Genomic DNA, 24,240 nt, shown 5'->3' on the forward strand with positions numbered 1-24,240 from the left:
AGTGAACAAATATATTTAAATATGTGATAAAAGTCTAATTTACAAAAAAAATCAATATAATTATAAACATCCTAAATAAAAACAATCATCATACAAGACATTAACAATTAACTTATTTTTCAAATAAAGCCTATTTTTTAACACTCTGTTTTAATTGATAAGCACTTCCCCACGCCAACATAGCATCATGCACTTGTTTTAAACTTTGCCCGACATCGGTCAATGTGTATTCAACTTTAGGTGGTACTTGGGCATAGACTTTGCGGCTGACTAAGCCGTTTTTTTCCATTGTTCTTAGATGTTGAGTTAATACTTTCTGTGACACGCCATTAAGTGATTTTTTTAATTCACCAAAGCGTTTTGTACCTGTTAATAAATCACGAACAATTAAAACTTTCCATTTATCGCCCATTAGCATTAATGTGGTTTCAACCGGGCAGGGTGGTAAATTTTCATTACTTAACACGCTGATAATTTCCTTAAAATTCAACAATAGTTACTAAATAGATACTATATTACTATATGGTACCTACTTTACAATGGAAACTTTGAATATTAATCTAAATACATTCATTTTTTGATCAACATGTTAAGTCAAAAAGTGTTAACAAAAATTTTATTTTGATAATATTAAAGGAGTAGACCATGAAAATTGCGGTCATTGGTGCGAGTGGTAAATCAGGTAGTTTAATCGTTAAAGAAGCAATTGCGCGTGGGCATGATGTGACGGCGATTGTTCGTAATCCAAATGCGCATGTCGATCCTAATGCAAAAGTTCTCGTTAAAGATCTGTTCGAACTTACTTATGAAGATTTGAAACCTTTTGATGTGATTGTTGATGCATTTGCCACATGGAGTCTTGAATCACTGCCTCAACATCAAACCAGTTTAAAACATGTTACTGATATTTTAAGCGGTAAACCTAATCGTTTATTAGTTGTTGGCGGTGCCGGTAGTTTATATGTTAATCCACAACACACTATTCGTTTAGTTGATACCCCAGAATTTCCCGAAGAATTTAAACCGTTAGCCAATAATATGGCCAAAGCACTGGATGAGCTTAAAAAATGTCAGGATGTAAACTGGACTTACTTAAGCCCTGCGATTGAGTTTATTGCCGACGGAGCAAGAACAGGTCACTATAAAGCCGGTAATGAGCAGGTCTTGTTCAATTCGCAAGGACAAAGCCGAATCAGTTATGCCGATTATGCTATTGCCATGATCGATGAAGCTGAAAATGCCAAACATATTAAGCAACGTTTTACGGTAGTGGCTGAGTAATATATAGGGTAAACCTTACATTCAATATTGTTTCATTTTATGTAAGGTTTTAACATGATAATTTATTAACTATCATCCCCAATTTGCGTTGTCATTTTAATCTCTCTATTATCCGTAATTTCTAAATTTGATAATACCGCTAGCTGTGGAAAGCTTGGTCTTAAAAATTGCGATAGCATTGGTCTTAATGTGTGATTAACTAATAATACCGGCGGAGCACCGATTGCTTCTTGTTGATTAATTGCTTGCTGGACTTGTTGAATAATATGTTCGGCTAATCCCGGTTCAACGTTGTTAGTGTTTTGCATTGCTTGTAATAACAAACGTTCTAAATTGACATTCAGTCCAATGACATTAATTGGATCTGTACCGGGAAACCATTGTTGAGTAATAACTCTTCCTAAAGCGATTCTAACAATGCTCAGTAACTGATAAGCATCATTTTGGTTTGGTGCATGTTCACTTATTGTTTCAATAATTGTTCGCATGTCACGAATTGATACTTTTTCCGCTATTAGATTTTGTAGAACTTTGTGAAATGTCGTTAAAGACACCACGCCCGGAATAAAGTCTTCGATAAGTTTGGGCACTTCTTGTTTTATGCGTTCAAGTAATTCTTGAGTTTCTAAACGCCCGAGTAGTTCACTGGCAAATTGTTGTAATAAATGATTGAAATGAGTTGCAATCATGGTGCTAGTATCCACTACGGTATAACCTAAAATTTGGGCATTTTCTTTATTGTTTTCATCTATCCAAATTGCTGGTAACCCAAAAGCAGGTTCAGTGGTTGCGATACCTTCGATGCTATCTGTAACATTACCGGGATTGATCGCAAGCCATTTATTATTCATTATCTCCCCTTTACCGATTTCTCCGCCTTTGATAAATATTTTATATTGGTAAGGAGCTAAAGAAAGATTGTCACGGATATGGACTTGTGGCGGCAAAAAGCCAAATGTTTGGGCAAACTTTTTGCGTAGGCTACGGATTCGTCCTAATAATTCACCATTTTGTGTTTGATCAACCATTGGAATCAGTCCATAACCGACTTCCATTGCCAATGTATCCTCAATATTGACATCAGACCAACTTGCTTCGTTATTTGCTGGTGTTGTAGCTGGTGCATCAGTGTTTAAGGTGGTGCTTTTCGGTTTTGCCTTTTGCTGTTTAGTTAACCACCACGCAATAAGTGATAAAAATGCAGTGAAGATTAAAAAAACCATATTTGGCATGCCGGGAATTAATCCAAGTAAACCAATCACAACCGCTGTTAAGATTAAAACTTGTGGATTATTAAATAGCTGATTGAGCATCTGTTCACTGATATTTTCTTGTGATGAAACACGTGTAACAATCACACCCGCTGCGGTTGAAATAATCAGCGACGGTATTTGGGCAACCAGACCATCACCAATGGTTAATAATACATAAGTTTTACTGGCGTCAGATAGCGTCATATCGTGTTGCATAACACCAACGAGTAGGCCACCAATAATGGTGATTGCCATGATGAGTAGGCCTGCAATCGCATCACCACGGACAAATTTACTTGCCCCATCCATTGAGCCATAAAAATCGGCTTCTTGAGTTACCTCTGCTCGTCGGGATTTGGCTTCGTCTTCGTTAATTAAGCCGGCATTGAGATCGGCATCTATCGCCATTTGTTTACCCGGCATACCGTCTAAGGCAAAACGAGCCCCAACCTCTGCTATACGACCAGCGCCTTTGGTAATAACCATAAAGTTAATTATGACTAAAATAATAAAGACAACAATACCGATTGCAAAATTACCGCCCACTAAAAAATGCCCGAATGCCTCAATGACCCGCCCAGCAGCTGCACTCCCGGTATGTCCTTTTAATAATACAACACGAGTTGAGGCAACGTTTAAAGATAAACGTAATAAGGTGGCAAATAATAAAACAGTGGGGAACGCCGCAAAATCAAGAACACGCTTAGTAAATAGCGCCACAATTAAAATAATAATGGATAAAGCGATATTAAAGGTAAAAAATAGATCCAAAATAAAGGCTGGTAAAGGCAGTACCATCATCGACAGGATCAATAAAATAAGCATCGGCCCGGCTAATATTTGGTAGTGACCATTTTTTAGAGTATTAATTGATAATAAATTCTGTAGTTTTGATTTCAACATAACAAAAGTGATTGCCTTATTTATTCACGGTGAATGATTCAGGTATTGGTAGATTATTCGGTGCTATAGGTTTATTACCACCATATTTATACCAATGTTTTAATTGATAGACCCATGCCAAAATTTGAGCAACGGCGGTATATAACTCAGCAGGTATGGTTTCACCAATTTCGCCGTGTCGGTATAGCGCACGTGCCAGTGGTGGCGCTTCTAATTGTGGGATGTTATGCTCGTTTGCAATTTCTTTAATCCGCAAAGCAATTTTATTCGTGCCTTTAGCCAATAATTTAGGTGCAGCCATGGTTTTTTCGTCGTATTGTAATGCGACAGCATAATGGGTTGGGTTAGTCACAATGACATTTGCTTTCGCCACATCTTTCATCATTCGTCGCCTTGCTACTGCCTGTTGCATTTGACGAATACGCCCCTTGATTTGTGGGTTGCCCTCTTGCTCTTTAAATTCGTCTTTGATCTCTTGTTTAGACATTTTCAATTTTTTCAGATTGCTCCAGATCTGATAAAAAATGTCAAAACTAACCATTGGAATTAAAGATAAAACCGCCAATATCCCACAAATTATTAAAAGTTGTACTACCTTTGCTAAGGCATTATTTAGATACATATTGGGCAGTGCCAACATGTCAGGAAAGTGGTGTAATAAAAACAGCGCAGAAGTGGTAGAAATTAAAATAACTTTTAAGACACTTTTGAGTAATTCAGAGAAAATTCTGCCACTAAATAATCGTTTAAATCCGGCAATGGGATTCAATTTTTTAAAATTAGGTTTAATAGATTGCAGACTAAACAGTAAACCACCAACTCCAGTTGGAGCAATGATTGCAACGATAACTAAAGCACAAAAAATAGGTAAAATAGCCCAAAAACCGGCGGTCAATAGATTGACTAAATTAAATATCATTAGCTTATCGTCGTCGACACGATAAGATACCTTCATTGCCGTTTGGATAATGGTTATTAAGTTTCTGACTAAATTTGTCCCCATACTCCAAAATAACATAATGCCAACGAGTAGTATAATTAACGATGTTAATTCACGAGAACGAGGAATTTGTCCCTTTTCTTTAGCTTTTTTTATTTTGCTATCGGTGGGTTGTTCACTTTTATCTAAGTCACTATCGTCAGCCATTTTGGAATTAAATACCGATTTATGGTCTATTTAGGGTTTTTGGTCGTAATAGTATGAACGCAACTTGGAAAAGTTGTTGGCTTGAAAAGACCATAATTTACAGGGTATTTATCTCGTTTACAGATTAACTATTCAAAGGTGAACTAAACTTTAGCTCGTTTTGATGAAATCGTTTCGTTTTGTTGGTAACCATTATTGGTATAAACAACGGGATTATTTAAGCTTCTTAAATGATTTATGGTTTGCTCTGTGATATTTAAGCGATTTTGAATAATCATGCCATTATCACGATTGATTTGAGCAAGCTGTTTGGTTGTCTCAGTGATTTTTTGCCACTTTTTAGCGAGCTCAGGAACTTGGCTATAGGGTGTTTGAATCTCAAATTGTTTGCTTACTTTGATGCGTTGCTCATCGAGTAATTTTAGCTCGATAAGGAGTTTACTTTTTTGATTGATTATTTCATTTAGCTGATTAATTGAACTTTTATTGGTCAATATTTGTTGTTCAGTTTGTAGGATATCTGAAAGTGTGTGTAACATGGCTGTTACTTTAGTTAAGATGTTATCTAATTCTAACATTTTTATTTTCCTTCAAACCTAAATTAGCATTTCATATCTTCAATTGTTTGTTTAATCAGCTCGTCGGCAATTTTGTCGGGGTTTATCACTAAGCTTCCATTTGTTATCGCTTGTTTGATGTTGTTAACTTTTTCCATATCAATGTCACTTTGGGTAGATTGTAAAAGTGTCATTGTATTTTTGCTTAAACTTACGTTAGTACTTTGTGATGCGTTGTCTTTGGTTTGCACCGATGCATTTTTATTTTTATGCTGTTCAACTGATACATCTCGGCTAAGTACCCCAGATATTGTTGTCACTAATTTAGTCGCCTCTATACTCATAAAAATTCCTTTGATTTATGTTGAGGTTTAAATAATCTGTTTAGTTCAATTATCGGCAAAAATCAGAAAATCATTAATTTTATTTGTTAAGAATTGTTATACTTTGCTCGGTAACCAGACCTTCAACAATATTACCTGATTGAAGTTTAATGTTAATAAGATCATCTAAAGCCCCATTACTTAATGCTTTACCATTAGTTGCAATTAAATATCCATCACCATTGATCATCACTTTTACTATCTGTCCAGCTTTAATGCGCCAATTTTTTTGTAGCATTGCCGATTTGAGTGGCTCTTCATTATTGATATTGCGTATGGCAATTTTATTTATAATTTCGGCTTTATCGATAATAACACTAGCCGGTAACTGATCTAACCGACCAGATCGCATTTTAATATGATCTTCCGTAATTTGTGTACCGGCGCTTATTGGTTGATTAGCTACAAAATATTTGCCTATCACAGATACATATATTTGAATGTATTGTGTCGTTTTGTTGCATTTAGCGCTCAAGGTCATATTTCCCCAATATTTACTTTTATTGAGTAATGTGAATACCGGAAAATCGCATTTAAAAATGGGTTTAGTTGAAAGGTACTTAATATCTAAGCTATCAATTTCTTTGATGCTCAATTGCTGTAATACGACATCTTTAATTTGTTTTTTCATTATGTCAGCAAAACAAATATTACTGCTAAGTAGCAATAAAGCGAATAATGTAAATCTCATCATTATCGTCATAGTGATTGGCTTTTAAAAATTCCATGACTGAATTCTACTTCATCAAAACCGGATTGAATGTAGAAATAAGGACAATTTTTATCTTTATTTGTACGATGAGTTTTTTTTTATTCACTTAAAATTCTTTTCATCAAGAAAGATGAGATGATTTTATGTTAAATAAATTAGATACTTTTGTTAATTTTCATCAACAAGCATTAAATATTCGCAACCAGCGTCAAGAGATATTAGCGGCAAATATTGCCAATAGTGATACGCCTAACTATCAGGCTCGAGATATTGATTTTAATCGTGAATTAAAAAAGGCTATTAATCATCAGCATAATATTAATCATGTCACACTCAATATTACTGCCAAAAATCATATTCAAGTCAATTCATCAAATCAGTTTAATTATGATCTTCTTTATCGAGTTCCTTATCAAGTGTCTGCTGACGGTAATACGGTTGAAATGGATCATGAACGAACAGCTTTTATGGATAACGCTATCCATTATCAAAGTAATTTAACCTTTTTAGGTGAGCAGTTTAAAAATGTAATGGCAGTATTGCAGCAAGGATAACGATAATGAGTTTTTCAATTTTTTCGATTTCGGGTTCAGCTTTAATGGCACAGTCGCAACGAATGAATGTGAGTGCCAGTAATTTAGCTAATGCCGATAGTGTCACCAGTACTTCCGGTCAAGCATATCGAGCTAAACAAGTCATTTTTCAGGTTGATAATTATGGGGATCCCAATCGTGTTTCTGGTGTAAAAGTTGCTCAAGTGATTGATGATCCAACACCAATGAACTTAGTTTATCAGCCCAATCATCCATTAGCCGATGAGCAAGGTTATATTCAAAAACCGAATGTCGATCCGGTTGCCGAAATGGTAAACACTATTTCAGCCTCTCGCAGTTATCAAGCTAATGTTGAAGTGATTAATACGGCAAAAAGTTTAATGCTAAAAACACTGACTTTAGGACAATAATAGGGAGTGGCTTATGGGAATTTCTAATGTGTCTGTTTCTGAATCATCTGCGACAAAAAGTCCACAATCACTACAAAAAAGCTCATCAGACGGTAATTCCAGTAAAGAGCTACAAGATAATTTCTTAACTTTGCTCATTGCACAAATGAAGAATCAAGACCCAACCAATCCAATGGATAATAGCCAACTAACATCACAATTGGCGCAAATTAATACGTTAGCCGGTATTGAAAGGCTTAATACGACACTGGGTATGGTTTCCGGTCAGATTGATGACAGCTTGTCGGTTAATGCCAGTAATATGATTGGTAAAGGCGTTATGGTGCCCGGCAATAAAATATTGGTTGCCACTTCTGATATTGAAGGTTCTAAAACTGAAAAAGAAACCATTACAACACCATTTGGGTTTGAGCTTGTTCGTGATGCTGACTCAGTCATTATTACCATTCAAGATGAAAATGGCAATGTGGTACGAGAAGTTGATTTGGGCGCAATCCCTGCTGGGGTAAGCTCATTTACTTGGGATGGTGAATTAAATGACGGCACAACAGCACCCGACGGGAGTTACACATTTACCGTTAAGGCAACCAGCGAAGGGCAAAAAGTGTCATCAACTGCATTATCTTATTCAGTTGTCTATGGCGTTATTAATAGCAAGGTTAACAATAAAGTATTACTTGATTTAGGAATACTCGGTTCAATTAGTATTGACGAAGTTCGTCAAATTCTTTAAAGGAGATAAAGTTCACATGGGATTTTCTCAGGCAATTAGTGGTATGAATGCTGCTTCAAAGCAATTAGATGTAATTGGTAATAATATTGCCAATTCGGCAACAGTCGGTTTTAAAAGCGCCAGTATCTCATTTGCTGATATCTATGCTGGCTCAAAAGTTGGTATGGGCGTAAAAGTTGCAGCTGTTGTGCAAAATTTCAATGACGGCACTACCACAGCGACCAATAACAGTTTAGATGTCGCTATTTCGGGTAATGGATTTTTCCGTTTGGTTGATAGCAGTGGTCAAGTTTACTATACCCGTAATGGGCAATTTCAATTAGATGCTGAAAGAAACATTATCTCTGCTGACGGTTTACAATTAACCGGTTACCTTGCCACCGGTACACCACCTAAAATTCAACAAGGTGCAACCCCAGAACCTTTAAAAGTATCACAAGAGATGTTAAATGCTTCGGCAACGACCAAAGCTTCACTACAAACGAATTTAAATTCGAACAGTAAAGTTCCTGAAAAGCAGCCATTAAATGCACTTGATGCTGATACTTTCAATTACTCAACGACAATAACCACTTATGATTCATTAGGTAATCAACGTAATGTTCAGCTGTTTTATGTTAAAACGGCAGATAATCAATGGGATGTGCATTACCTTGATGGTAGTGATCCAACGGCGAGCTTGCAAAAATTAGGTCAAATGGAGTTTGACTCTACCGGTAAATTAATTAGCGATCCGGATATGACCATTAACCTAAACGGCCTTAATGGCTCTGCTGATAACAGTTTTACTTTGTCATTTACGAACAGCTCTCAGCAAAATATGGGCAAAGAAGTCGGTAGCATTAAAACCCCGGTTGTTGACGGATACGCCGCAGGCGATTTGGTCGGTTACAGTATCGCTAATGATGGTTCGCTCTTTGGTATTTATTCTAACCAACAAACCATGTTATTAGGTCAAATTGCTATGGCTGATTTTGCTAACGTTAATGGACTTGAGCCAGCAGGCAATAACAATTGGCGTGCAACACTTAATTCGGGTGCTGAAGTTTTAGGTATGGCAAACTCAGGTACGTTAGGTTCACTAATGAGTGGTGCTGTTGAATCGTCAAATGTGGATATGAGCCAAGAGCTGGTTAATATGATTGTTGCACAGCGTAATTATCAATCCAACTCACAAACCATAAAAACGCAAGATCAGATTCTCAACACACTAGTTAACTTGCGTTAATTGAAGGATTAATTATGGATCGCGTTATATATACAGCAATGACAGCTGCCAGCCAGACGCTTAATCAGCAGGCGATTACAACCAATAATCTTGCTAATGTGTCAACGGTTGGTTTTCGTGCTCAATTAGCGGCGATGAAGGCGGTGCCGATTGTGGAAAATGCATTGCCGACCAGAACTATGGTTACCACAACCACGCCAACTTTCGATTCGACTATGGGCGCATTTAACTATACCGGACGTAATTTAGATGTTGCACTTTCTCAAGACCATTGGTTGGCGGTGCAGTTGACTGACGGCAGTGAAGCTTATACCCGTAATGGGGCGATCGAAATTGACGAAAATGGCACGCTCAATATCCAAGGCTACCCATTGCTGGGTGATAATGGCGTATTAACTGTGCCTCAACGTTCTCAAGTTAGTGTAAGTTCTGACGGCACATTATCAGCATTAGGAGCAGGCGATAAACGTACCACCATTGCTCAGGTAGGCAAGATAAAAAAAGTTCGCCTTGAACCTAGTGAAATAATCCGTGGTGATGACGGTTTCTTTCATACAACCGAACAAACACGTAATGCGCTTGGCGCTGTTTTGCCGGATAACCCCAATGCAAAACTGATGTCGGGTGTTTTAGAAGGTAGTAATGTCAATCCTGTTACTGCAATGGTGAATTTGATTAGCCATTCACGTCAATTTGAAATGCAAATTAAACAAATTATGACCGCTGATCAAAATGCACAAAGCGCTAATCAAATTTTATCGTTAACTTAATTAAGGAAGGAAAAAAATGATTAAATCATTATGGATAGCTAAAACCGGATTAACCGCTCAGCAAATGAATATGGATATTATTTCTAACAATCTGGCTAACGTTAGCACAGGTGGATTTAAACGGCAAAGAGCGGTCTTTGAAGATTTACTTTATCAAACGCTCCGTCAGCCGGGGGCTCAATCATCTGAGCAAACCACACTACCGTCAGGCTTACAAATTGGTACTGGTGTAAGACCTGTTGCTACCGAACGAATTCACAGCCAAGGTAACTTAGAGTTGACCGATAACAGTAGTGATATTGCAATTAATGGGCAGGGATTTTTTCAAGTTTTAATGCCCGACGGTACGCAAGCCTATACACGTAGCGGTGCGTTTCAAGTTAATCAAAATGGTCAATTAGTCACGGCTGCTGGTTACGAAATTCAACCGACAATCAATATTCCTTCTAATGCTATAAAAATGACCGTTGGGCGAGACGGTGTTGTGAGTGTAACTTTAGCTAATCAATCAACCCAAGTGCAAGTCGGGCAGTTGACTTTACACACTTTTATTAATGACACTGGACTTGAAAGTGTTGGCGAAAATCTTTATCTGGAAACGGAAAGTTCGGGGGCGCCGACTGAAAATACGCCTGGATTAAATGGTGCTGGGTTGTTATACCAAGGTTATATCGAAACATCAAATGTCAATGTGGCCGAAGAGTTGGTGAATATGATTCAAGTGCAACGTGCTTATGAGATTAACAGTAAAGCGATTTCGGCATCAGACCAAATGTTGCAACGTTTAAATCAACTATAAAATGAAGAATATGATCAGCGTAATGAAATATTTTTGTATTGTTGTGACATTTTTTTTATTTAGCTGTGCTCAGTTACCTAAAAAGCCGTTAGTTAAAGGCGAAACAAGTATTGTTCCTAAAATGCCAGAGATTGTGAATTCAACCGGTTCAATTTATCAGTCGGCGCAACCAAGCAGTTATGGTTATCAACCGATGTTTGAAGATCGCCGTCCTCGTCATATCGGTGATGTGTTAACGATCGTATTACAAGAAAATGTCAGTGCCAGCAAAAGTTCATCAATTAATGCCGGGCGCAATAGTTCGGTTGCTTTAGGTGTAAAAGCGATACCGCCATTTTTAGATGGACTAATTGGGCGTGGTAAAGTTGATACCGATCTATCCGGTGCTAATGATTTTAAAGGTTCAGGCGGTGCCAATGCGAAAAACACATTTAGTGGCACCATTACCGTTACGGTGCAAGATGTGATGATCAACGGTAATTTAAAAGTCATTGGTGAAAAACAGATAGCAATCAATCAAGGTACAGAGTTTATTCGCTTTTCCGGCGTAGTTAACCCAAGAACAATAAGTGGAAATAACACCGTAATTTCGACGCAAGTTGCCGATGCTCGTATTGAGTATGTAGGTAATGGTTATATTGACGAAGCCCAAACAATGGGCTGGTTACAGCGTCTGTTTTTTAATCTTTCACCATTTTAAAAGGTATCATTATGTTTAACAATTTGCGTATTTTTATCTCTATTGTTTTGATGATGCTATGTTTTGTACCTAACAGCTATGCTGAGCGCATACGGGATTTGGTTACTATTCAAGGTGTCAGAGAAAATGCCTTAGTCGGTTATGGTATTGTGGTCGGATTAGACGGCACTGGCGACCAAACTTCACAAACCCCTTTTACGATTCAAAGCATTACCAATATGCTCTCCCAGTTGGGCATCACTGTACCGTCTGGCAGTAATATGCAACTAAAAAACGTTGCTGCTGTAATGGTAACAGCGAAATTACCTTCCTACTCTCGAGTAGGGCAGCAAATTGATGTGGTGGTCTCATCACTTGGCAACGCCAAAAGTTTGCGTGGTGGAACATTAATTATGACGCCGCTAAAAGGTGCAGATAATCAGGTATATGCTATTGCGCAAGGCAATCTCTTTGTTGGTGGAATGGGGGCGAGTAGTAAAAGTAGTAGTGTGAGTATCAATCAAATGGTTGGTGCGACAATTCCCAATGGCGCGACAATTGAACGAGAACTTGCAATTCGATTAGACGAGCAAAGTGTTATTCATTTGCACCTTAATCAATTTGATTTCACCCGAGCATTAAAAATCGCTGATGCCATAAACAAAGTTCAAAAAAATAGTGCTGTAGCTTTAGACGGCATTACAGTTAGCCTAACTATGCCAAAAGAGAGCGCAGCCCGAGTGAAATTTTTATCGCGAGTTCAGAATTTAGAAGTTGGATCGACGCCGGTTTCGGCTAAAGTGGTTATCAATACTCGCACCGGTGTTGTTGTCATGAATCAAAAAGTACAGTTAGATAATTGCGCTGTGGCACATGGTAATTTATCTGTTGTGGTCAATAATAAATTAAAAGTAAGCCAACCCGACACACCATTAGCTGGCGGAGAAACGGTGGTAACACCGGATGAGCAGGTCAGTGTTATGCAAGAAGGTGGCGCTTTACATAACGTTGCCTCAGGCACTGATTTAAATCGTGTCATTAATTCACTTAACCTTTTAGGTGCCAATCCGACCGAATTGATGTCGATACTTGAAGCATTAAAAACAGCAGGGTGTTTACATGCATCATTGGAAACTATTTAATCAAGAAACGATACAATGAAACATTTAATTAGTCAGCCTATCAACCGGTTTGCTTATGATTTTTCGGGGCTTAATCAATTAAAACGAAATGCAGCGACCGGAGCAACAGATAGCGTTAAACAAGTTGCGCAGCAATTTGAATCACTATTCATTAATATGATGATGCAATCAATGCGTAAGGCAGTACCGGAAGGTGGTCTTTTTGACCGTTCTACCAGTCAGTTGTTTACTTCAATGTTTGATCAACAAATAGCGCAGCAAGCAGCAGGTAAAGGATTTGGTTTGGCTAATATTATTACTAAGCAATTAACCCAATCCCAACCAACTTCAGGGAACATAAAACCGCAGTTTAATGGCAATAATTCGCAACCTAATTTGCAATTAGCCCAATCATTATTTAGTGACAACAAAGCAGCGGTATCTGCTCAAGCAATTGGGCAGATGCTCTATCATAACCACAAAGCAAATAGTGCTGCGAAAGCAACAACTAATGCGTTAGTTTTCAAAAATGAACAAACTAATAGTGAAAAAGATTACGTCACAGAGTTTATCATTGAGTGGCTAGAGCCAGCAAAACAGGCATCAAAGGCATCGGGTATTCCTTATGAAGTAATTATTGCACAAGCAGCATTAGAAACAGGTTGGGGGCAAAAACAGATCAAAACGACAGATAACAATGTGAGTCATAATTATTTTGGTATCAAAGCGACGGCCTCATGGCAAGGGGAGTCTACCCGATTAACCACACAAGAGTTTGTGAACAATAAGATGATCAAAATTCAAGATGATTTTAAAGTTTACCAAAGTAAGCAACATGCTTTAACTGATTATCTTAATCTTTTAACCAAAAGCCCACGCTATCGTGCTGTAGCTATTGCTCCGGATGCGAGAGCGGCCGCTAAAGCGCTACAAGCGGCACAATATGCAACCGATCCTAATTATAGTGATAAGCTGATTCAAATTATTAGTCGAGTAGAACAAATAGCCAAAGATAACCCGTCTACTAATGTTGCAGGTTTTAGGCAAATTGCCTTTAATTAAACTATTTAATTGGGGATAACCCAAAACATTTGTGCAGTCATAAAAAAAGGAGGTGTAAACCTCCTGAAAGTATTGTTAGATTAATCGATTATTTCATTTGAAATAGTGACATGTTTTGCATGTTCATAAAAGTATATTGCGCTGCTTGTAAATTCGCTTGTAGCATGACATAGTCTGAAATAGCATCATACCAGTCAACATCTTCAATTTCGCTAATTTGCGTTTGAAAATCAATATCGAGGGTTTTGCCGAGTGCTGATAACCTTTCAACTTCAGCTAAAACCGTACCGCCTGCGGCACGAAGGGTTGATATGTTATCAAACGAATTATCGATACCGGCACTTGCTTTTGATAACCCGTCTCTGAATTGTTCAATGGCCTTTTCATCATTACCGTCTAACTCGATATTAAGTGCGGCAATGGCATAATCAAGACTAGCAAAAATATCGCTTTCAGCAGGTGTGCCGTCTGGCTGAGTAATGTTTGCGCCTGTCATAAAGGCTTGTAATCCGGTAAAGCTCAGTGATACTTCACGGGTATCATCAATAAAAATATTAATTGGCGTTGTGCCACCGACATAGTTAACTTTGCCTGATTCATCAACCACAAATGGTGGCGTATCGTTTTTATTTCCGGCAAATAGATAATTGCCATTGGTATCTTTTGCATTCGCTAATGAAAGCAATTGATCTTTGAGTCCTTGTAACTTATTTGCTAAATCTTGTCGGTTTTCATCGTTTAGTGTTTCGTTACCGGCATAAACTAATGTTTCTTGAATTGATTGGATAACCGTGTTGGCTTCTTTCAATATGGTGTCTTGACGACTTAATGATTTATCAGCACTTTCACGAGCAGCTTGAAACTGATCATTTCTTGATTGTGCTTGTTTAAGTATCAATGCTTGCGAAGCGCCCATAGGGTCATCAGAAGGGGATAAAATCTTTTTGCCCGTTGCTAAATGTAAGCCCGATTTTTGCCATTTATTGTTGGTATTTAAAATACTATTTAGATTTTTTTGATACATTGAATTAGTGCTGAGGCGCATTTTTAAATCCTTTCATTATTTGGCTAAACCTAATATCGTGTCGAATATTGTTGTTGCAGCATCAATCACTTTAGCATTAGCTTGGTAATACTGCATATATACCTGCATAGAGATATATTCTTCTTCAATATTAACCCCGGATATTGATTGGTTTTGTTCGTAAATTTGTTGCGTAATATTTTGGCTCGATTGTGCCGAAATTTTTGCTGTATGCGTTTCACTACCAATGTAACTGACTAAAGAAGTATAAGCGCTATTTAACGTTTTTGTACCATTAATTAATTTTTCATTTTGTATTTCTAAAAATTTAGCTACATTACGGTTATCCCCAGAACCATTTTCATCATCAGCAATACCGGTAGCTAATTTATTCACATCTTTAACTAATAACTGTAATGAAGACGCTATGTCGGCAACGGGTTTAAGCATAAATGAGTCGCCGCTAACAGCATTACCGGTTATTTCAATCGATAATCCATCAAAGATTAATTTGCCTTCTTCAAGTTGCGGTGTGATTTGCGTGTTGTCTGATAATCTGGTTACTACCCAATCGGAACCGTTATATTCAATCTTATAATCTGACGCTTTTACATCATTAACCGATTGATAATCGATGTTAACTGAGGCATTGCCTTGATTTTTGGTGTTAGCTATCGAACTTGGTTTCTGGTAGTCCAACAGTTTTTCACCTTGGTCACCATTGATATCGACACCTGACATCTGTACTTGATTAAAACGTTCCGCCAAATTTAATGCAATCAATCCTAATTGATTGCGAGATTCGGAGAGTGGTCCATCACGAAAAGCTAATAATCCATTAATTCTGCCTGATGCGATATTTTGACTGGTCAGTTCTTGAGTCGCACCAGAATTATGCGTGTAAACAATTGCATTCAAAGACGGGTCATCTTTAGACGGTTGCACTGATAAAGTGTTAACCGTTGATCCTTGTACTAAATTTAACCCGTTCGCTAATGAAATGTTATATTGCCCGTTTTGTTCTGTAACATTGATACCAACAATTTCACTTAATTCGTTAACAAGCTGATCACGTTCATCAAGCAAGGCATTGGGTTCGTTCCCGCCACTGACTGCTTGAAGCTTTGATATTTTTTGATTAAGTTCAGCAATTTGTTTGGTATAAGCGTTGATTTGATCAACATTATTACTTAATTCAGTATTAATATTGGCGATCTGATTTTTCAAGCTCATTTCAGTTTTATTAAACTGGCTAACTAATGAAGTCAGATTGCTTATTACAGTTTGTTTGGATGATGCATCACCGGCATTGGTGGTGAGTTTATTTAAACTGGCAAATAAATTATTAAGTTGGGATGAAATACTGTTATCGTTTTCTGCCAATAAATTATCCACTTTCGACAATTCATTGTAATAAGCTTTAATCGATCCATTTTGTGATTGAGATTGCCTAAGCTGACCCACAACAAACTGATTAAAAGCTCGATTAACCGAATTAACCGACACACCATTTCCGACAAAACCAAAATGATATTTAGAGCTATTTGCTTGCTGTAAAATTTGTTGTTGACGATTATAACCAGTGGTATGCGCATTACTTATATTATTGCTAATAACATTAAGCATATTTTGTGCTGCATTTAATCCACTAATACCGGTATTCATCAATGAATTTGACATAAAAGCTCCTAAATAAATTTTCAGTTTATAATCTTATTATTAAACTAAAGTGTTATTTTCTATATCGGCTGAAATTGCTAAAACTTTAATTATTTTTTTATAAAATCTTTCTAGAAATGGTATTTCTATTAATCACCAACTTTCCCCATTTTTGCTAAATTATTCTGATTGAACAGGTTGTTGTGCTTGTTTTAAAAAATCGAAGCCAGTCATATTGTTTTCATCTTCAATATATTGTTGTGCGGCTTTATTTAAAATTAAAATACTAATTCGACGGTTGGCATCTTTGCTGTAGTTCGGCTTATTTAAACCGACGGTATCGGCTAATCCAATAATACGTATAATTTTATTCGAATCTAACCCTCCGGCAATAAGCTCTCTTCTTGATGCATTGGCTCTGTCTGCTGATAACTCCCAGTTGCTATAACCACGATCACCTGTAATATATTGGCGTTCATCGGTATGACCTGACAGCGTAATTTTATTGGGTAGTGAGTTTATAATTGGTGCTAATGCATGTAAGATTTCTTGCATATTGGGGTGGATAACTGCACTGCCTACATCAAACATTGGTTTATCATTTGACGCTAAAATCTGAATCCTTAAGCCCATTTCGGTTATTTCGACAATTAAGTTAGCAGATAAATTTTTTAGCCTTGGATCTAATTCAAAGACTTCGTATATTTTACGAGCAGCCTCGATTAACTGTATTTTTTCGAGTTGTTTTGCACTTAAATCGGCATCAGGCGTCTTTTTTTCTTCGCCTAATGTTTTAGTAATATCATCACCGCCACCAGGAATCGGGCTTTCACTGTCACTGAGATTTTTTCCGCCGTTTTGACCTAAAATAAGTGGTGTTCTGAAATATTCGGCAATACCTTGTAATTCTTGTGGCGTAGATTTAGCAATTAACCACATCACTAAAAATAGCGCCATCATGGCTGTCATAAAGTCAGCATAAGCGATTTTCCATGAACCGCCGTGATGTCCTCCCCCATGCCCCGATTTTTTAGCGATAATTATTCTTACTGACTTATCTTTCATTATTCTTTACTTTCTGTTTGGTTAGTATTTTGATCTTTCACTTCTTGAATATATTTTTCTAACTCAAAGAAAGATGGGCGTTCATGTGAGAAAATGGTTTTGCGACCAAATTCGATACATATTTGCGGGGCATAATCATGCATGCTGGCAATCAGTATCACTTTTGTACACTCTAATATTTTTAGATTATCAGCATTTTTTTGTTTTAAAAGCGCAGCTAATGGTGATACAAACCCATAAGCAAGCAATATTCCTAAAAATGTTCCAACCATTGCATGAGCAATGAGCTCACCTAATTCACTAGCCGGTCTATCCGCTTGGGCTAAAGTATTAATTACCCCCATGACAGCGGCAACAATACCAAAGGCTGGCAATCCATCACCGACGCTTGAAATGGCATCGACCGGTTTTTCCAGCTCATGTTGATAAGTTTCGATCTCTTCATTCATTAATGCTTCGATTTCGTACACTTCCATATTACCGCTAATCATTAAACGTAAATAATCAGTGATAAAATCGCAGATCTGTGGATTGGCTAAAATTAGTGGGTATTTTTTAAATAACTCACTCTCTTTTGGATTATCTATATCGGCTTCAATGGATAAACCGCCATTTTGGCGAATTTTCGTTAAAACGGTGTACATTAAATTAATTAATGTTAAATAAAGCGTTTTATTATATTTGGAGGTTTTAAATAATTGCCCTAACGACTTGAGCGTAGCTTTTATTGCTTTTTTTTCATTACTGACAATAAATGCCCCTACAGCAGTTCCACCAATGATAAGAAATTCTAATGGTTGAAAAAGTACTGCTAAATACCCTCCACTTAGCACATAGCCCGCTAAGGCCGAAGCTATAACCACAATATATCCTATAATTATTAGCATTATTTTTCCTTTTTCTCCATTAGACAGTCGTTAATAAGTTTGATTTTTTTTATTGATTTAAACGGTTATATATTTTGCAATCGCTGAATCAAAACTCTTAGGTATTGATAGCACTTGCAGGCATTTGGCATGGTTATCTTTGTGAGTTTTGTTGTTCTTTTCTGCTCTTGAAGGTGGTTGACATAAACTACAAATAAACGTGTTACTCGGCTGGTAAGCATGAGTAATAAATCGACCTTTGCACTCTTTACAACATGATTGTTGCATAACATTGCTTTCAACAAATTTGACTAAAATCCAAGCTCTGGTCAACCCTAAAACAGGCTCTTCATCATGAGATGAAGGACATTGTTCTAAGTAAAGTTGATAGGCTTTTAAAATTGATTGAATACCCGGCTTGCAACCATGTTTTACTAAAAAGTGATAAGCATTATAAAAAATGCTTGAATGAATATTCGGTTCCCAAGTCATAAACCATGTAGTTGAAAAAGGTAATAATCCCTTAGGCGGGGGGCATCCTTGAATTTCTTTGTATAATTTAATCAGTTTTCCACGGCTTAAATTTGTTTCACTTTCTAACATTTGAATTCTGGCGCCAAGCGAAATTAAACGAATAGCTAACTGAACTTCTTTGTATTTTTGAACAATACTTGTGCTGCTCATCTTAATCCCTACCTATTTATTGATTGAGTCTAAGAGTAAGCTCGATAAAAGAATTCCGGTATGCATCTGTTTAATATCACCAACACGAGACTCTTGTGTTAATGTTTCCATCATTTCAGAATTTTCGAAGCGTAGCTGAAAAGCCAATTGATTTGTTTCTGATAAAACCAGCATTTGTGACGCACTTAAATTACTTAAAATGTCTGCTGTTTTTTCATCTATTCCTAATCGATACATTGCCATTATTTTATCTTTTTCAAGCATTCGCTGACTTAACAACAGTGTTGAAAGATTTAAATGATGTATACATTTAAGAATATCGTCATCTAGTATGTTTCCCAATTTAATCACCAATCCATATCTGCTTGCGTTCGCAGTAAAAAACGCAAAATTAATAAAAAAACGCTTAATTTCTTTTTTTATCGTCAAAATTACATTTTTAAACGCAAAACGTCAATAAAAAAATGATTTCAATTTATTTTCGATTAATTTCGCTTGGTATTACTTTTTTTATGCTTATTTTTTATATACTGACTTTACTTTGTATTCTTTTTATTGCCTGACTATGCAATTGACTCACCCTTGATTCACTAATATCGAGCACTTTACCTATCTCTTTTAAATTTAGTTCTTCTTGGTAATAAAGTGCTAAAACCATTTTTTCCTTTTCGGGTAAGTTTTCAATTTGTTGAATAACAATATGGCGAATTTCATCATCTATAATAGATAAAAAAGGGTTATTATCTTCATTTTGCTCAATAATAAAATCGACGTTATCGCCCAATTTTTTTTGAATTTCATCATACGAGCATATTTGACTATAATTTGAATCTAATAGTATTTTTCGGTATTCGGTTAAAGATAGCTGTAAATATTCGGCAATTTGTTGATCATTAGGTGCAACACCTAGGCGCTGTTCTAATTCATTTATTGCACTTGTCACATCTTTAATTTTTTTTCGAGTTTGTCTTGGTAACCAGTCTCGGTTACGTAACTCATCAAGCATAGCCCCTTTTATTCTTGGGATTGCAAAAGTGGTAAAGGTATTGCCTTGTGAGGCATCATAACGTTTTATCGTGTCTAACAAACCGATATAACCAACTTGTAACAAATCATCAAGCTCTATTGTTGCCGGTAATCGAACCGCTAATTTAAGTGCTTCATTTCGGACTAAATAGATATATTGTTGCCAATCAATTTGATTCACTACACCTTGTGAGTTATACAGGCAATCACTCATATTTTGAACCAATGTTAAAAAATGCAAAATAGTATTATGACGACAATTAGATTATTTAATGGCAAGAATAAGATATTAAAAAATAGGTAATTACCATAATTAGCAATAATGATATTAAGAAATATCATTATTGCTATCGTACAAAATTAGAGTGGGCAATTAATTCCAATGATGTGTGATTATTGTAATAAAGAAAGTACAGATTGTGGTACTTGGTTAGCTTGAGCTAAAACAGATGTACCAGCTTGTTGTAAAATTTGACCACGAGTCATATTTGATACTTCAGTTGCGTAGTCAGCATCTTCAATTCGGCTACGAGCAGAACTTAAGTTATTAACGGTATTGTTGATGTTGTTAACAGTTGATTCAAAACGGTTTTGTACCGCACCTAGCTCACCACGTAATCCGTCAATTTTTGATAAAGCTGCATCAAGTGTTTTTAAAGGATCAGCTGTTGGGCTTGAAGAAACGTTGAATGAAGCCAGACCAAGTTCAGTACTGTCGATTTTTTTCAAATTGATTTCAATAGTTTCGCCGTCATTTGCACCTACTTGAATTTTAAGTGTTTTATCTGCTGATAATACTTTAGAACCATTGAAATCAGTTTGTTTAGATACACGATCAATCTCTTCTAAACGTTGATCGATTTCGTTTTGGATTGACTCTAAATCGCTTTGAGAGTTAGTACCATTTGCTGCTTGAACAGTTAGTTCACGGATACGTTGAACGTTGTTGTTAATTTCGTTTAATGCACCTTCAGTTGTTTGCGCTAAAGAGATACCGTCGTTAGCATTACGAGCCGCTTGAGTTAATCCTTTGATGTTTGAAGAAAAACGGTTAGCAATAGCTTGACCTGCCGCATCATCTTTAGCACTGTTAATACGCATGCCTGAAGAAAGACGCTCAATAGCTGTACCAAGAACGCTTTGAGAATTATTAAGATTATTTTTTGCCATTAAAGACATAGTATTAGTATTAATTACTTGAGCCATTTTTATCTCCTTAAATATGATTAGTAAAATCAACGATATATTGAAATAATCTTCAATATCCTTGCTGATAGTTAATGTATCGGTAGTAAAAAAAGAAACTTTAATTTTTTTAATTATTAAGTTGTCGAAGTGAGCAAGTTAATTAGAATGTTCGATTTATATATTGATATTAATCATGGTGTTATGATTGGTTTTCTAATTTTATTTAATTAAAAATAATAATGTCCTTATGTGCCTATAATAAAGATCATTGTAAATCGTTAAACTTTTTGCTCAATTGGCCGATATACAAAATATTGAATAAAGACAAAAGGTGGGTTTAGTTATGTCAATGAGTATTTTGGGAATAGGTTCAGGCATTGACCTTAATGAAGTTTTAAATCAGTTAGAAGCAGTTGAAAAAGCACGTTTAACCCCTATTGCTGCTCAACAAAAGGCGATTAATGCCAAAATTAGTGGTTTTGGTAAATTAAAAAGTGCATTAACAACTTTTAATACTGCCACTCAAAAGCTTCAAAATAAAGAACTCTTTAATAGCCGAACAGCAACCGGTAATGACAATTTCTTTACCACTAATGTAAATAGCAAAGCTATCTTAGGCAACTATTCAGTTAGTGTTGACCAATTAGCCACCGCTCATAGTGTGTCAACAACGGCAGTTAATGATAAAAATAGTGCTTTAGGTAACGGCAATCAAACACGAACAGTTACCATTGAACAAGCAAATGGCAAAAGCCTGAGTGTTACTTTAAATAATGATGAAACATCGCTTGAGTCTATTGCTAATGCCATTAATCAAGCCAAAGTAACTAATGAGGACGGTAGCCAAAGTGACTCAACCATGAATGCTTCAGTGGTACGTTCGGGAACAGGTAGCTATCAATTGGTTATTACCTCAAAAGAGACAGGTGAACAGCAGACAATTACCTCGATTTCATCTGATGATGAAGTATTAAATAATACTATTGGATTTGACATTAATCAGCCTGAAACGTCAAGCATGACACAAGTTGCAAAGGCGCAAGATGCGAAATTTACCTTTAATGGTGTTGCCATTACCAGTGCTTCAAATACGGTTAAAGAAGTTGTTGCTGGTGTGGATATCACGTTAAAGGCGACCACAACAACCAGTCAAACGTTAGCTATCACCGCCGATAATGAAAAAGCGCAAGAGGCAATTAAACAATGGGTTGAGGCATTTAACCAATTACAATCCACCATTTCAACTTTGACGCAGTTTACGGCTAAAGACGGAAATTCAGGCGAATTAAACAATACAAATGGCCCACTTATTGGTGACTCGACATTGCGTAATATTGATCAAAGTATCCGCTCAATATTTGCAAAAGGACAATCGGGCGAATTTTCTGTTTTAGCTCAAATTGGCATTAATATGGATAATAGTGGCACTTTAACCATTAATCAAAATCAACTACAAAAAGTACTCAATGAAAATAGTGACGCAGTGGCTGCCTTATTTATTGGTGATGGTGAAACAACCGGTATTGCCAATGAAGTTTTCGCTAAAGTAAGTAGTTTTATTGATAGTGATGGGATGATTGATTCTGCCACTAATGGTTTAAATTCAACATTAAAATCATTGGATAAACGCTATGAACAGGTCAATAATTCAATAGAACAAACGGTTGAGCGTTATCGAGTTCAATTTACAAAATTAGATGTATTAATCAGCTCTTTAGATAGCATGAGTAACTATTTGACCACACAATTTGAAATGATGGCAAATTTGAAAAAATAAAGTAAGGAATAAAGATGTATAAAGTTGGCTCTCAAGCATATCAGCAAGTTAATTTAGAAACCTGTGTTAGTCAAGCCTCACCTCATCAACTAATCGTTTTATTATTTGATGGGGCACTTAATGCCATAAAGTTAGCTAACTTATATATCCAAAAAGGCGACATTGCCGGTAAAGGTAAAGCGATATCCAAAGCGATTAATATTGTCGATAATGGTCTTAAAAGCGCTTTAGATCTTGAACAAGGTGGTGAAATTGCCGAAAACTTAGATCGTTTATATCACTATATCAGTCAACAATTAGTTTTAGCCAATCTACATAATAGCCAAGATAAGCTACAAACTTGTTATGATTTGTTAAACAACATTGCTGATGCTTGGCGTGAGATTGCAAAATAAAAAGGAATTTATTGTGAACACTACTGCATTATTAGAAAAATATGAACAGTTTAATTATGTCATTGAACAGATGTTAATTAATGCGCGTAATAATGATTGGGAATTATTATTAAGTTGGCAACCAAAATATGTTCAACTAGCCAAACGTATTATGTTCAACGAAGATTTAACTGAAATTGATAAAATACCGCAACAACATCAAGATATGGTGAAAATGTACGTTAAAAATATATTTAGCTATCAACAACAATTAACCCAACTGGTTATCACTCGCCATACTCAGCTCAAAGAGTTGATTGGCGAACAGGTTGATTATCAAAATAAAATAAGTCGTTATCAAGAAATTGCCAGCTTAATGTAAGTCGGGCAATAGCGTTGATAAAATCCTACTACTAAACTGTTGAAGCTGATTTTTGCTTATTAGCAGCTGCGATTAGCAATAAATTGGCTTTTACATCAAATCAGCGAATACCTAAAAAACAAAAAGTTAATTATTGATAATAAACATCAATAATTAAACATTCATATTCATTATCTCTTGATATGCCGAAACCAGTTTATTACGAACTTGAATACCAAATTGTAACGATACTGAGGATTTTTGGAGATTGACCATAACTTCATTCAATGAAATATTGGGCTCTCCCATTTCAAAAGCTTTGGCTTGATTATTTGCCAAAATTTGTGCATCACTAATTTTGTTTAAAGCTAAATTTAAATGCGCAGCAAAACTTTGATTATCTGACAAAGGTTGTTTCGAGAAGGTATTGGTTGCTGGTGATAATGCTATTAGCTGAGGATGATTAAATGTATTGATTGTATTCATTGATAGGCAAAGTACTTTTGTTGAGCTTGATTGACGTGGTAATGAAATTATCATATTGCTAAAAATTTAAAAGGGATAACTAAGGGGAAAAGGGTCGGCTTTTTTAGCTATTGAATTTTCTAAATAGACTGATAATAG

28 protein-coding genes are annotated in these 24,240 nt (G+C 36.2%); 13 read left to right on the forward strand and 15 right to left on the reverse strand.

Annotated elements, in window-relative coordinates:
• Positions 1-130: 130 nt before the first annotated feature.
• Complete coding sequence (locus J3U42_RS06440) at positions 131-418, reverse strand: winged helix-turn-helix transcriptional regulator (protein ID WP_416380003.1); 288 nt, start codon at positions 416-418, stop codon at positions 131-133.
• A gap of 227 nt (positions 419-645) precedes the next feature.
• Between J3U42_RS06440 and J3U42_RS06445 the strand changes: the two genes are divergently transcribed.
• Positions 646-1,281: an NAD(P)-dependent oxidoreductase gene (locus J3U42_RS06445; protein ID WP_267336003.1), complete on the forward strand. Its 636-nt coding sequence runs from the start codon at positions 646-648 to the stop codon at positions 1,279-1,281.
• A 65-nt stretch (positions 1,282-1,346) separates the two neighbouring features.
• On the opposite strand, the gene flhA is transcribed toward J3U42_RS06445, so the two are convergent.
• The 5 genes from flhA to flgA all read right to left on the reverse strand — a co-directional run bounded on the left by flhA (position 1,347) and on the right by flgA (position 6,155).
• The gene (flhA, locus tag J3U42_RS06450) at positions 1,347-3,437 is read right to left on the reverse strand and encodes a flagellar biosynthesis protein FlhA (RefSeq protein ID WP_267336004.1); all 2,091 of its coding nucleotides are present in this window, start codon (positions 3,435-3,437) and stop codon (positions 1,347-1,349) included.
• A 16-nt stretch (positions 3,438-3,453) separates the two neighbouring features.
• Positions 3,454-4,584 (reverse strand): flagellar biosynthesis protein FlhB, encoded by a 1,131-nt coding sequence (gene flhB, locus J3U42_RS06455; protein WP_267336005.1) that lies wholly within the window; start codon positions 4,582-4,584, stop codon positions 3,454-3,456.
• 143 nt (positions 4,585-4,727) lie between these two features.
• Complete coding sequence (locus J3U42_RS06460; RefSeq protein ID WP_267336006.1) at positions 4,728-5,162, reverse strand: flagella synthesis protein FlgN; 435 nt, start codon at positions 5,160-5,162, stop codon at positions 4,728-4,730.
• Positions 5,163-5,185: 23 nt separating this feature from the next.
• Positions 5,186-5,485: a flagellar biosynthesis anti-sigma factor FlgM gene (gene flgM, locus J3U42_RS06465; RefSeq protein ID WP_220218364.1), complete on the reverse strand. Its 300-nt coding sequence runs from the start codon at positions 5,483-5,485 to the stop codon at positions 5,186-5,188.
• Positions 5,486-5,564: 79 nt separating this feature from the next.
• Positions 5,565-6,155: a flagellar basal body P-ring formation chaperone FlgA gene (gene flgA, locus J3U42_RS06470; protein ID WP_267336007.1), complete on the reverse strand. Its 591-nt coding sequence runs from the start codon at positions 6,153-6,155 to the stop codon at positions 5,565-5,567.
• A gap of 224 nt (positions 6,156-6,379) precedes the next feature.
• On the opposite strand from flgA, the gene flgB reads away from it, so the two are divergent.
• Genes flgB through flgJ form a run of 9 tightly spaced genes read left to right on the forward strand, consistent with a single transcriptional unit; the run spans position 6,380 to position 13,592 of the window.
• The gene (gene flgB, locus J3U42_RS06475; RefSeq protein WP_220218362.1) at positions 6,380-6,790 is read left to right on the forward strand and encodes a flagellar basal body rod protein FlgB; all 411 of its coding nucleotides are present in this window, start codon (positions 6,380-6,382) and stop codon (positions 6,788-6,790) included.
• Positions 6,791-6,795: 5 nt separating this feature from the next.
• Positions 6,796-7,200: a flagellar basal body rod protein FlgC gene (gene flgC / locus J3U42_RS06480; protein WP_220218361.1), complete on the forward strand. Its 405-nt coding sequence runs from the start codon at positions 6,796-6,798 to the stop codon at positions 7,198-7,200.
• A 13-nt stretch (positions 7,201-7,213) separates the two neighbouring features.
• Positions 7,214-7,933, forward strand: a complete 720-nt coding sequence (flgD, locus tag J3U42_RS06485; protein WP_220218360.1) for a flagellar hook assembly protein FlgD — start codon at positions 7,214-7,216, stop codon at positions 7,931-7,933.
• A 16-nt stretch (positions 7,934-7,949) separates the two neighbouring features.
• Positions 7,950-9,161, forward strand: coding sequence for a flagellar hook protein FlgE (flgE, locus tag J3U42_RS06490; RefSeq protein WP_267336008.1), 1,212 nt, complete (start codon positions 7,950-7,952; stop codon positions 9,159-9,161).
• Positions 9,162-9,175: 14 nt separating this feature from the next.
• The gene (locus J3U42_RS06495) at positions 9,176-9,931 is read left to right on the forward strand and encodes a flagellar basal body rod protein FlgF (protein WP_267336009.1); all 756 of its coding nucleotides are present in this window, start codon (positions 9,176-9,178) and stop codon (positions 9,929-9,931) included.
• A 16-nt stretch (positions 9,932-9,947) separates the two neighbouring features.
• Positions 9,948-10,730, forward strand: coding sequence for a flagellar basal-body rod protein FlgG (gene flgG, locus J3U42_RS06500; protein ID WP_220218357.1), 783 nt, complete (start codon positions 9,948-9,950; stop codon positions 10,728-10,730).
• A 22-nt stretch (positions 10,731-10,752) separates the two neighbouring features.
• Positions 10,753-11,430, forward strand: a complete 678-nt coding sequence (locus tag J3U42_RS06505) for a flagellar basal body L-ring protein FlgH (RefSeq protein WP_255556166.1) — start codon at positions 10,753-10,755, stop codon at positions 11,428-11,430.
• A gap of 11 nt (positions 11,431-11,441) precedes the next feature.
• Positions 11,442-12,551, forward strand: a complete 1,110-nt coding sequence (locus J3U42_RS06510) for a flagellar basal body P-ring protein FlgI (protein WP_324169861.1) — start codon at positions 11,442-11,444, stop codon at positions 12,549-12,551.
• Positions 12,552-12,566: 15 nt separating this feature from the next.
• Positions 12,567-13,592, forward strand: a complete 1,026-nt coding sequence (gene flgJ / locus J3U42_RS06515; protein ID WP_267336010.1) for a flagellar assembly peptidoglycan hydrolase FlgJ — start codon at positions 12,567-12,569, stop codon at positions 13,590-13,592.
• 88 nt (positions 13,593-13,680) lie between these two features.
• Here flgJ and flgL read toward each other — a convergent pair whose 3' ends face one another.
• From flgL to J3U42_RS06555, 8 genes are all read right to left on the reverse strand, one after another.
• Positions 13,681-14,637, reverse strand: coding sequence for a flagellar hook-associated protein FlgL (flgL, locus tag J3U42_RS06520; RefSeq protein ID WP_220218353.1), 957 nt, complete (start codon positions 14,635-14,637; stop codon positions 13,681-13,683).
• A gap of 15 nt (positions 14,638-14,652) precedes the next feature.
• Entirely contained in the window at positions 14,653-16,296 is a 1,644-nt protein-coding gene (gene flgK / locus J3U42_RS06525) for a flagellar hook-associated protein FlgK (protein ID WP_267336011.1), read from the reverse strand.
• 159 nt (positions 16,297-16,455) lie between these two features.
• Positions 16,456-17,340 carry a flagellar motor protein MotB gene (motB, locus tag J3U42_RS06530; RefSeq protein WP_220218351.1) on the reverse strand — a complete coding sequence of 295 codons (885 nt, stop codon included), beginning with the start codon at positions 17,338-17,340 and terminating at the stop codon, positions 16,456-16,458.
• Positions 17,340-18,227, reverse strand: a complete 888-nt coding sequence (motA, locus tag J3U42_RS06535) for a flagellar motor stator protein MotA (protein WP_220218350.1) — start codon at positions 18,225-18,227, stop codon at positions 17,340-17,342. The genes motB and motA overlap by 1 nt, the downstream gene beginning before the upstream one ends.
• A gap of 57 nt (positions 18,228-18,284) precedes the next feature.
• Positions 18,285-18,890 (reverse strand): flagellar transcriptional regulator FlhC, encoded by a 606-nt coding sequence (gene flhC / locus J3U42_RS06540; protein ID WP_267336012.1) that lies wholly within the window; start codon positions 18,888-18,890, stop codon positions 18,285-18,287.
• A 12-nt stretch (positions 18,891-18,902) separates the two neighbouring features.
• Entirely contained in the window at positions 18,903-19,223 is a 321-nt protein-coding gene (gene flhD, locus J3U42_RS06545) for a flagellar transcriptional regulator FlhD (RefSeq protein WP_366915684.1), read from the reverse strand.
• Between the two features lie 190 nt (positions 19,224-19,413).
• On the reverse strand, positions 19,414-20,130 hold the full coding sequence (locus J3U42_RS06550) for an RNA polymerase sigma factor FliA (protein ID WP_267336013.1): 717 nt from the start codon (positions 20,128-20,130) through the stop codon (positions 19,414-19,416).
• A gap of 179 nt (positions 20,131-20,309) precedes the next feature.
• Positions 20,310-21,122 carry a flagellin gene (locus J3U42_RS06555; RefSeq protein WP_220218346.1) on the reverse strand — a complete coding sequence of 271 codons (813 nt, stop codon included), beginning with the start codon at positions 21,120-21,122 and terminating at the stop codon, positions 20,310-20,312.
• A gap of 325 nt (positions 21,123-21,447) precedes the next feature.
• On the opposite strand from J3U42_RS06555, the gene fliD reads away from it, so the two are divergent.
• Genes fliD through J3U42_RS06570 form a run of 3 tightly spaced genes read left to right on the forward strand, consistent with a single transcriptional unit; the run spans position 21,448 to position 23,637 of the window.
• Positions 21,448-22,881, forward strand: coding sequence for a flagellar filament capping protein FliD (fliD, locus tag J3U42_RS06560; protein ID WP_267336014.1), 1,434 nt, complete (start codon positions 21,448-21,450; stop codon positions 22,879-22,881).
• Between the two features lie 14 nt (positions 22,882-22,895).
• A complete protein-coding gene (gene fliS / locus J3U42_RS06565) occupies positions 22,896-23,276 on the forward strand; it encodes a flagellar export chaperone FliS (RefSeq protein ID WP_220218344.1) in 381 nt (126 codons plus the stop codon).
• 13 nt (positions 23,277-23,289) lie between these two features.
• Positions 23,290-23,637 carry a hypothetical protein gene (locus J3U42_RS06570; RefSeq protein WP_220218343.1) on the forward strand — a complete coding sequence of 116 codons (348 nt, stop codon included), beginning with the start codon at positions 23,290-23,292 and terminating at the stop codon, positions 23,635-23,637.
• Between the two features lie 153 nt (positions 23,638-23,790).
• Here J3U42_RS06570 and fliE read toward each other — a convergent pair whose 3' ends face one another.
• Complete coding sequence (gene fliE, locus J3U42_RS06575) at positions 23,791-24,102, reverse strand: flagellar hook-basal body complex protein FliE (protein ID WP_267329346.1); 312 nt, start codon at positions 24,100-24,102, stop codon at positions 23,791-23,793.
• Positions 24,103-24,240 lie beyond the last annotated feature (138 nt).

The organism is Gilliamella sp. B2923, from assembly GCF_026536565.1.
GTDB lineage: Bacteria > Pseudomonadota > Gammaproteobacteria > Enterobacterales > Orbaceae > Gilliamella.

Excerpts from the sequence above, each read along its gene's own strand:
- flgG (WP_220218357.1), top strand. The coding sequence starts at position 9,948 with ATGATTAAATCATTATGGATAGCTAAAACCGGATTAACCGCTCAGCAA.
- flgM (WP_220218364.1), bottom strand. The coding sequence starts at position 5,485 with ATGAGTATAGAGGCGACTAAATTAGTGACAACAATATCTGGGGTACTT.
- flgJ (WP_267336010.1), top strand. The coding sequence starts at position 12,567 with ATGAAACATTTAATTAGTCAGCCTATCAACCGGTTTGCTTATGATTTT.
- fliS (WP_220218344.1), top strand. The coding sequence starts at position 22,896 with ATGTATAAAGTTGGCTCTCAAGCATATCAGCAAGTTAATTTAGAAACC.
- flgA (WP_267336007.1), bottom strand. The coding sequence starts at position 6,155 with ATGAAAAAACAAATTAAAGATGTCGTATTACAGCAATTGAGCATCAAA.
- J3U42_RS06460 (WP_267336006.1), bottom strand. The coding sequence starts at position 5,162 with ATGTTAGAATTAGATAACATCTTAACTAAAGTAACAGCCATGTTACAC.
- flgE (WP_267336008.1), top strand. The coding sequence starts at position 7,950 with ATGGGATTTTCTCAGGCAATTAGTGGTATGAATGCTGCTTCAAAGCAA.
- J3U42_RS06505 (WP_255556166.1), top strand. The coding sequence starts at position 10,753 with ATGAAATATTTTTGTATTGTTGTGACATTTTTTTTATTTAGCTGTGCT.
- flhB (WP_267336005.1), bottom strand. The coding sequence starts at position 4,584 with ATGGCTGACGATAGTGACTTAGATAAAAGTGAACAACCCACCGATAGC.
- J3U42_RS06510 (WP_324169861.1), top strand. The coding sequence starts at position 11,442 with ATGTTTAACAATTTGCGTATTTTTATCTCTATTGTTTTGATGATGCTA.
- fliE (WP_267329346.1), bottom strand. The coding sequence starts at position 24,102 with ATGAATACAATCAATACATTTAATCATCCTCAGCTAATAGCATTATCA.
- flhA (WP_267336004.1), bottom strand. The coding sequence starts at position 3,437 with ATGTTGAAATCAAAACTACAGAATTTATTATCAATTAATACTCTAAAA.
- J3U42_RS06550 (WP_267336013.1), bottom strand. The coding sequence starts at position 20,130 with ATGAGTGATTGCCTGTATAACTCACAAGGTGTAGTGAATCAAATTGAT.
- flgL (WP_220218353.1), bottom strand. The coding sequence starts at position 14,637 with ATGCGCCTCAGCACTAATTCAATGTATCAAAAAAATCTAAATAGTATT.
- J3U42_RS06440 (WP_416380003.1), bottom strand. The coding sequence starts at position 418 with ATGCTAATGGGCGATAAATGGAAAGTTTTAATTGTTCGTGATTTATTA.
- flgB (WP_220218362.1), top strand. The coding sequence starts at position 6,380 with ATGTTAAATAAATTAGATACTTTTGTTAATTTTCATCAACAAGCATTA.
- flhC (WP_267336012.1), bottom strand. The coding sequence starts at position 18,890 with ATGAGCAGCACAAGTATTGTTCAAAAATACAAAGAAGTTCAGTTAGCT.
- flgC (WP_220218361.1), top strand. The coding sequence starts at position 6,796 with ATGAGTTTTTCAATTTTTTCGATTTCGGGTTCAGCTTTAATGGCACAG.
- flgD (WP_220218360.1), top strand. The coding sequence starts at position 7,214 with ATGGGAATTTCTAATGTGTCTGTTTCTGAATCATCTGCGACAAAAAGT.
- J3U42_RS06495 (WP_267336009.1), top strand. The coding sequence starts at position 9,176 with ATGGATCGCGTTATATATACAGCAATGACAGCTGCCAGCCAGACGCTT.
- motB (WP_220218351.1), bottom strand. The coding sequence starts at position 17,340 with ATGAAAGATAAGTCAGTAAGAATAATTATCGCTAAAAAATCGGGGCAT.
- J3U42_RS06445 (WP_267336003.1), top strand. The coding sequence starts at position 646 with ATGAAAATTGCGGTCATTGGTGCGAGTGGTAAATCAGGTAGTTTAATC.
- fliD (WP_267336014.1), top strand. The coding sequence starts at position 21,448 with ATGTCAATGAGTATTTTGGGAATAGGTTCAGGCATTGACCTTAATGAA.
- motA (WP_220218350.1), bottom strand. The coding sequence starts at position 18,227 with ATGCTAATAATTATAGGATATATTGTGGTTATAGCTTCGGCCTTAGCG.
- flgK (WP_267336011.1), bottom strand. The coding sequence starts at position 16,296 with ATGTCAAATTCATTGATGAATACCGGTATTAGTGGATTAAATGCAGCA.
- J3U42_RS06555 (WP_220218346.1), bottom strand. The coding sequence starts at position 21,122 with ATGGCTCAAGTAATTAATACTAATACTATGTCTTTAATGGCAAAAAAT.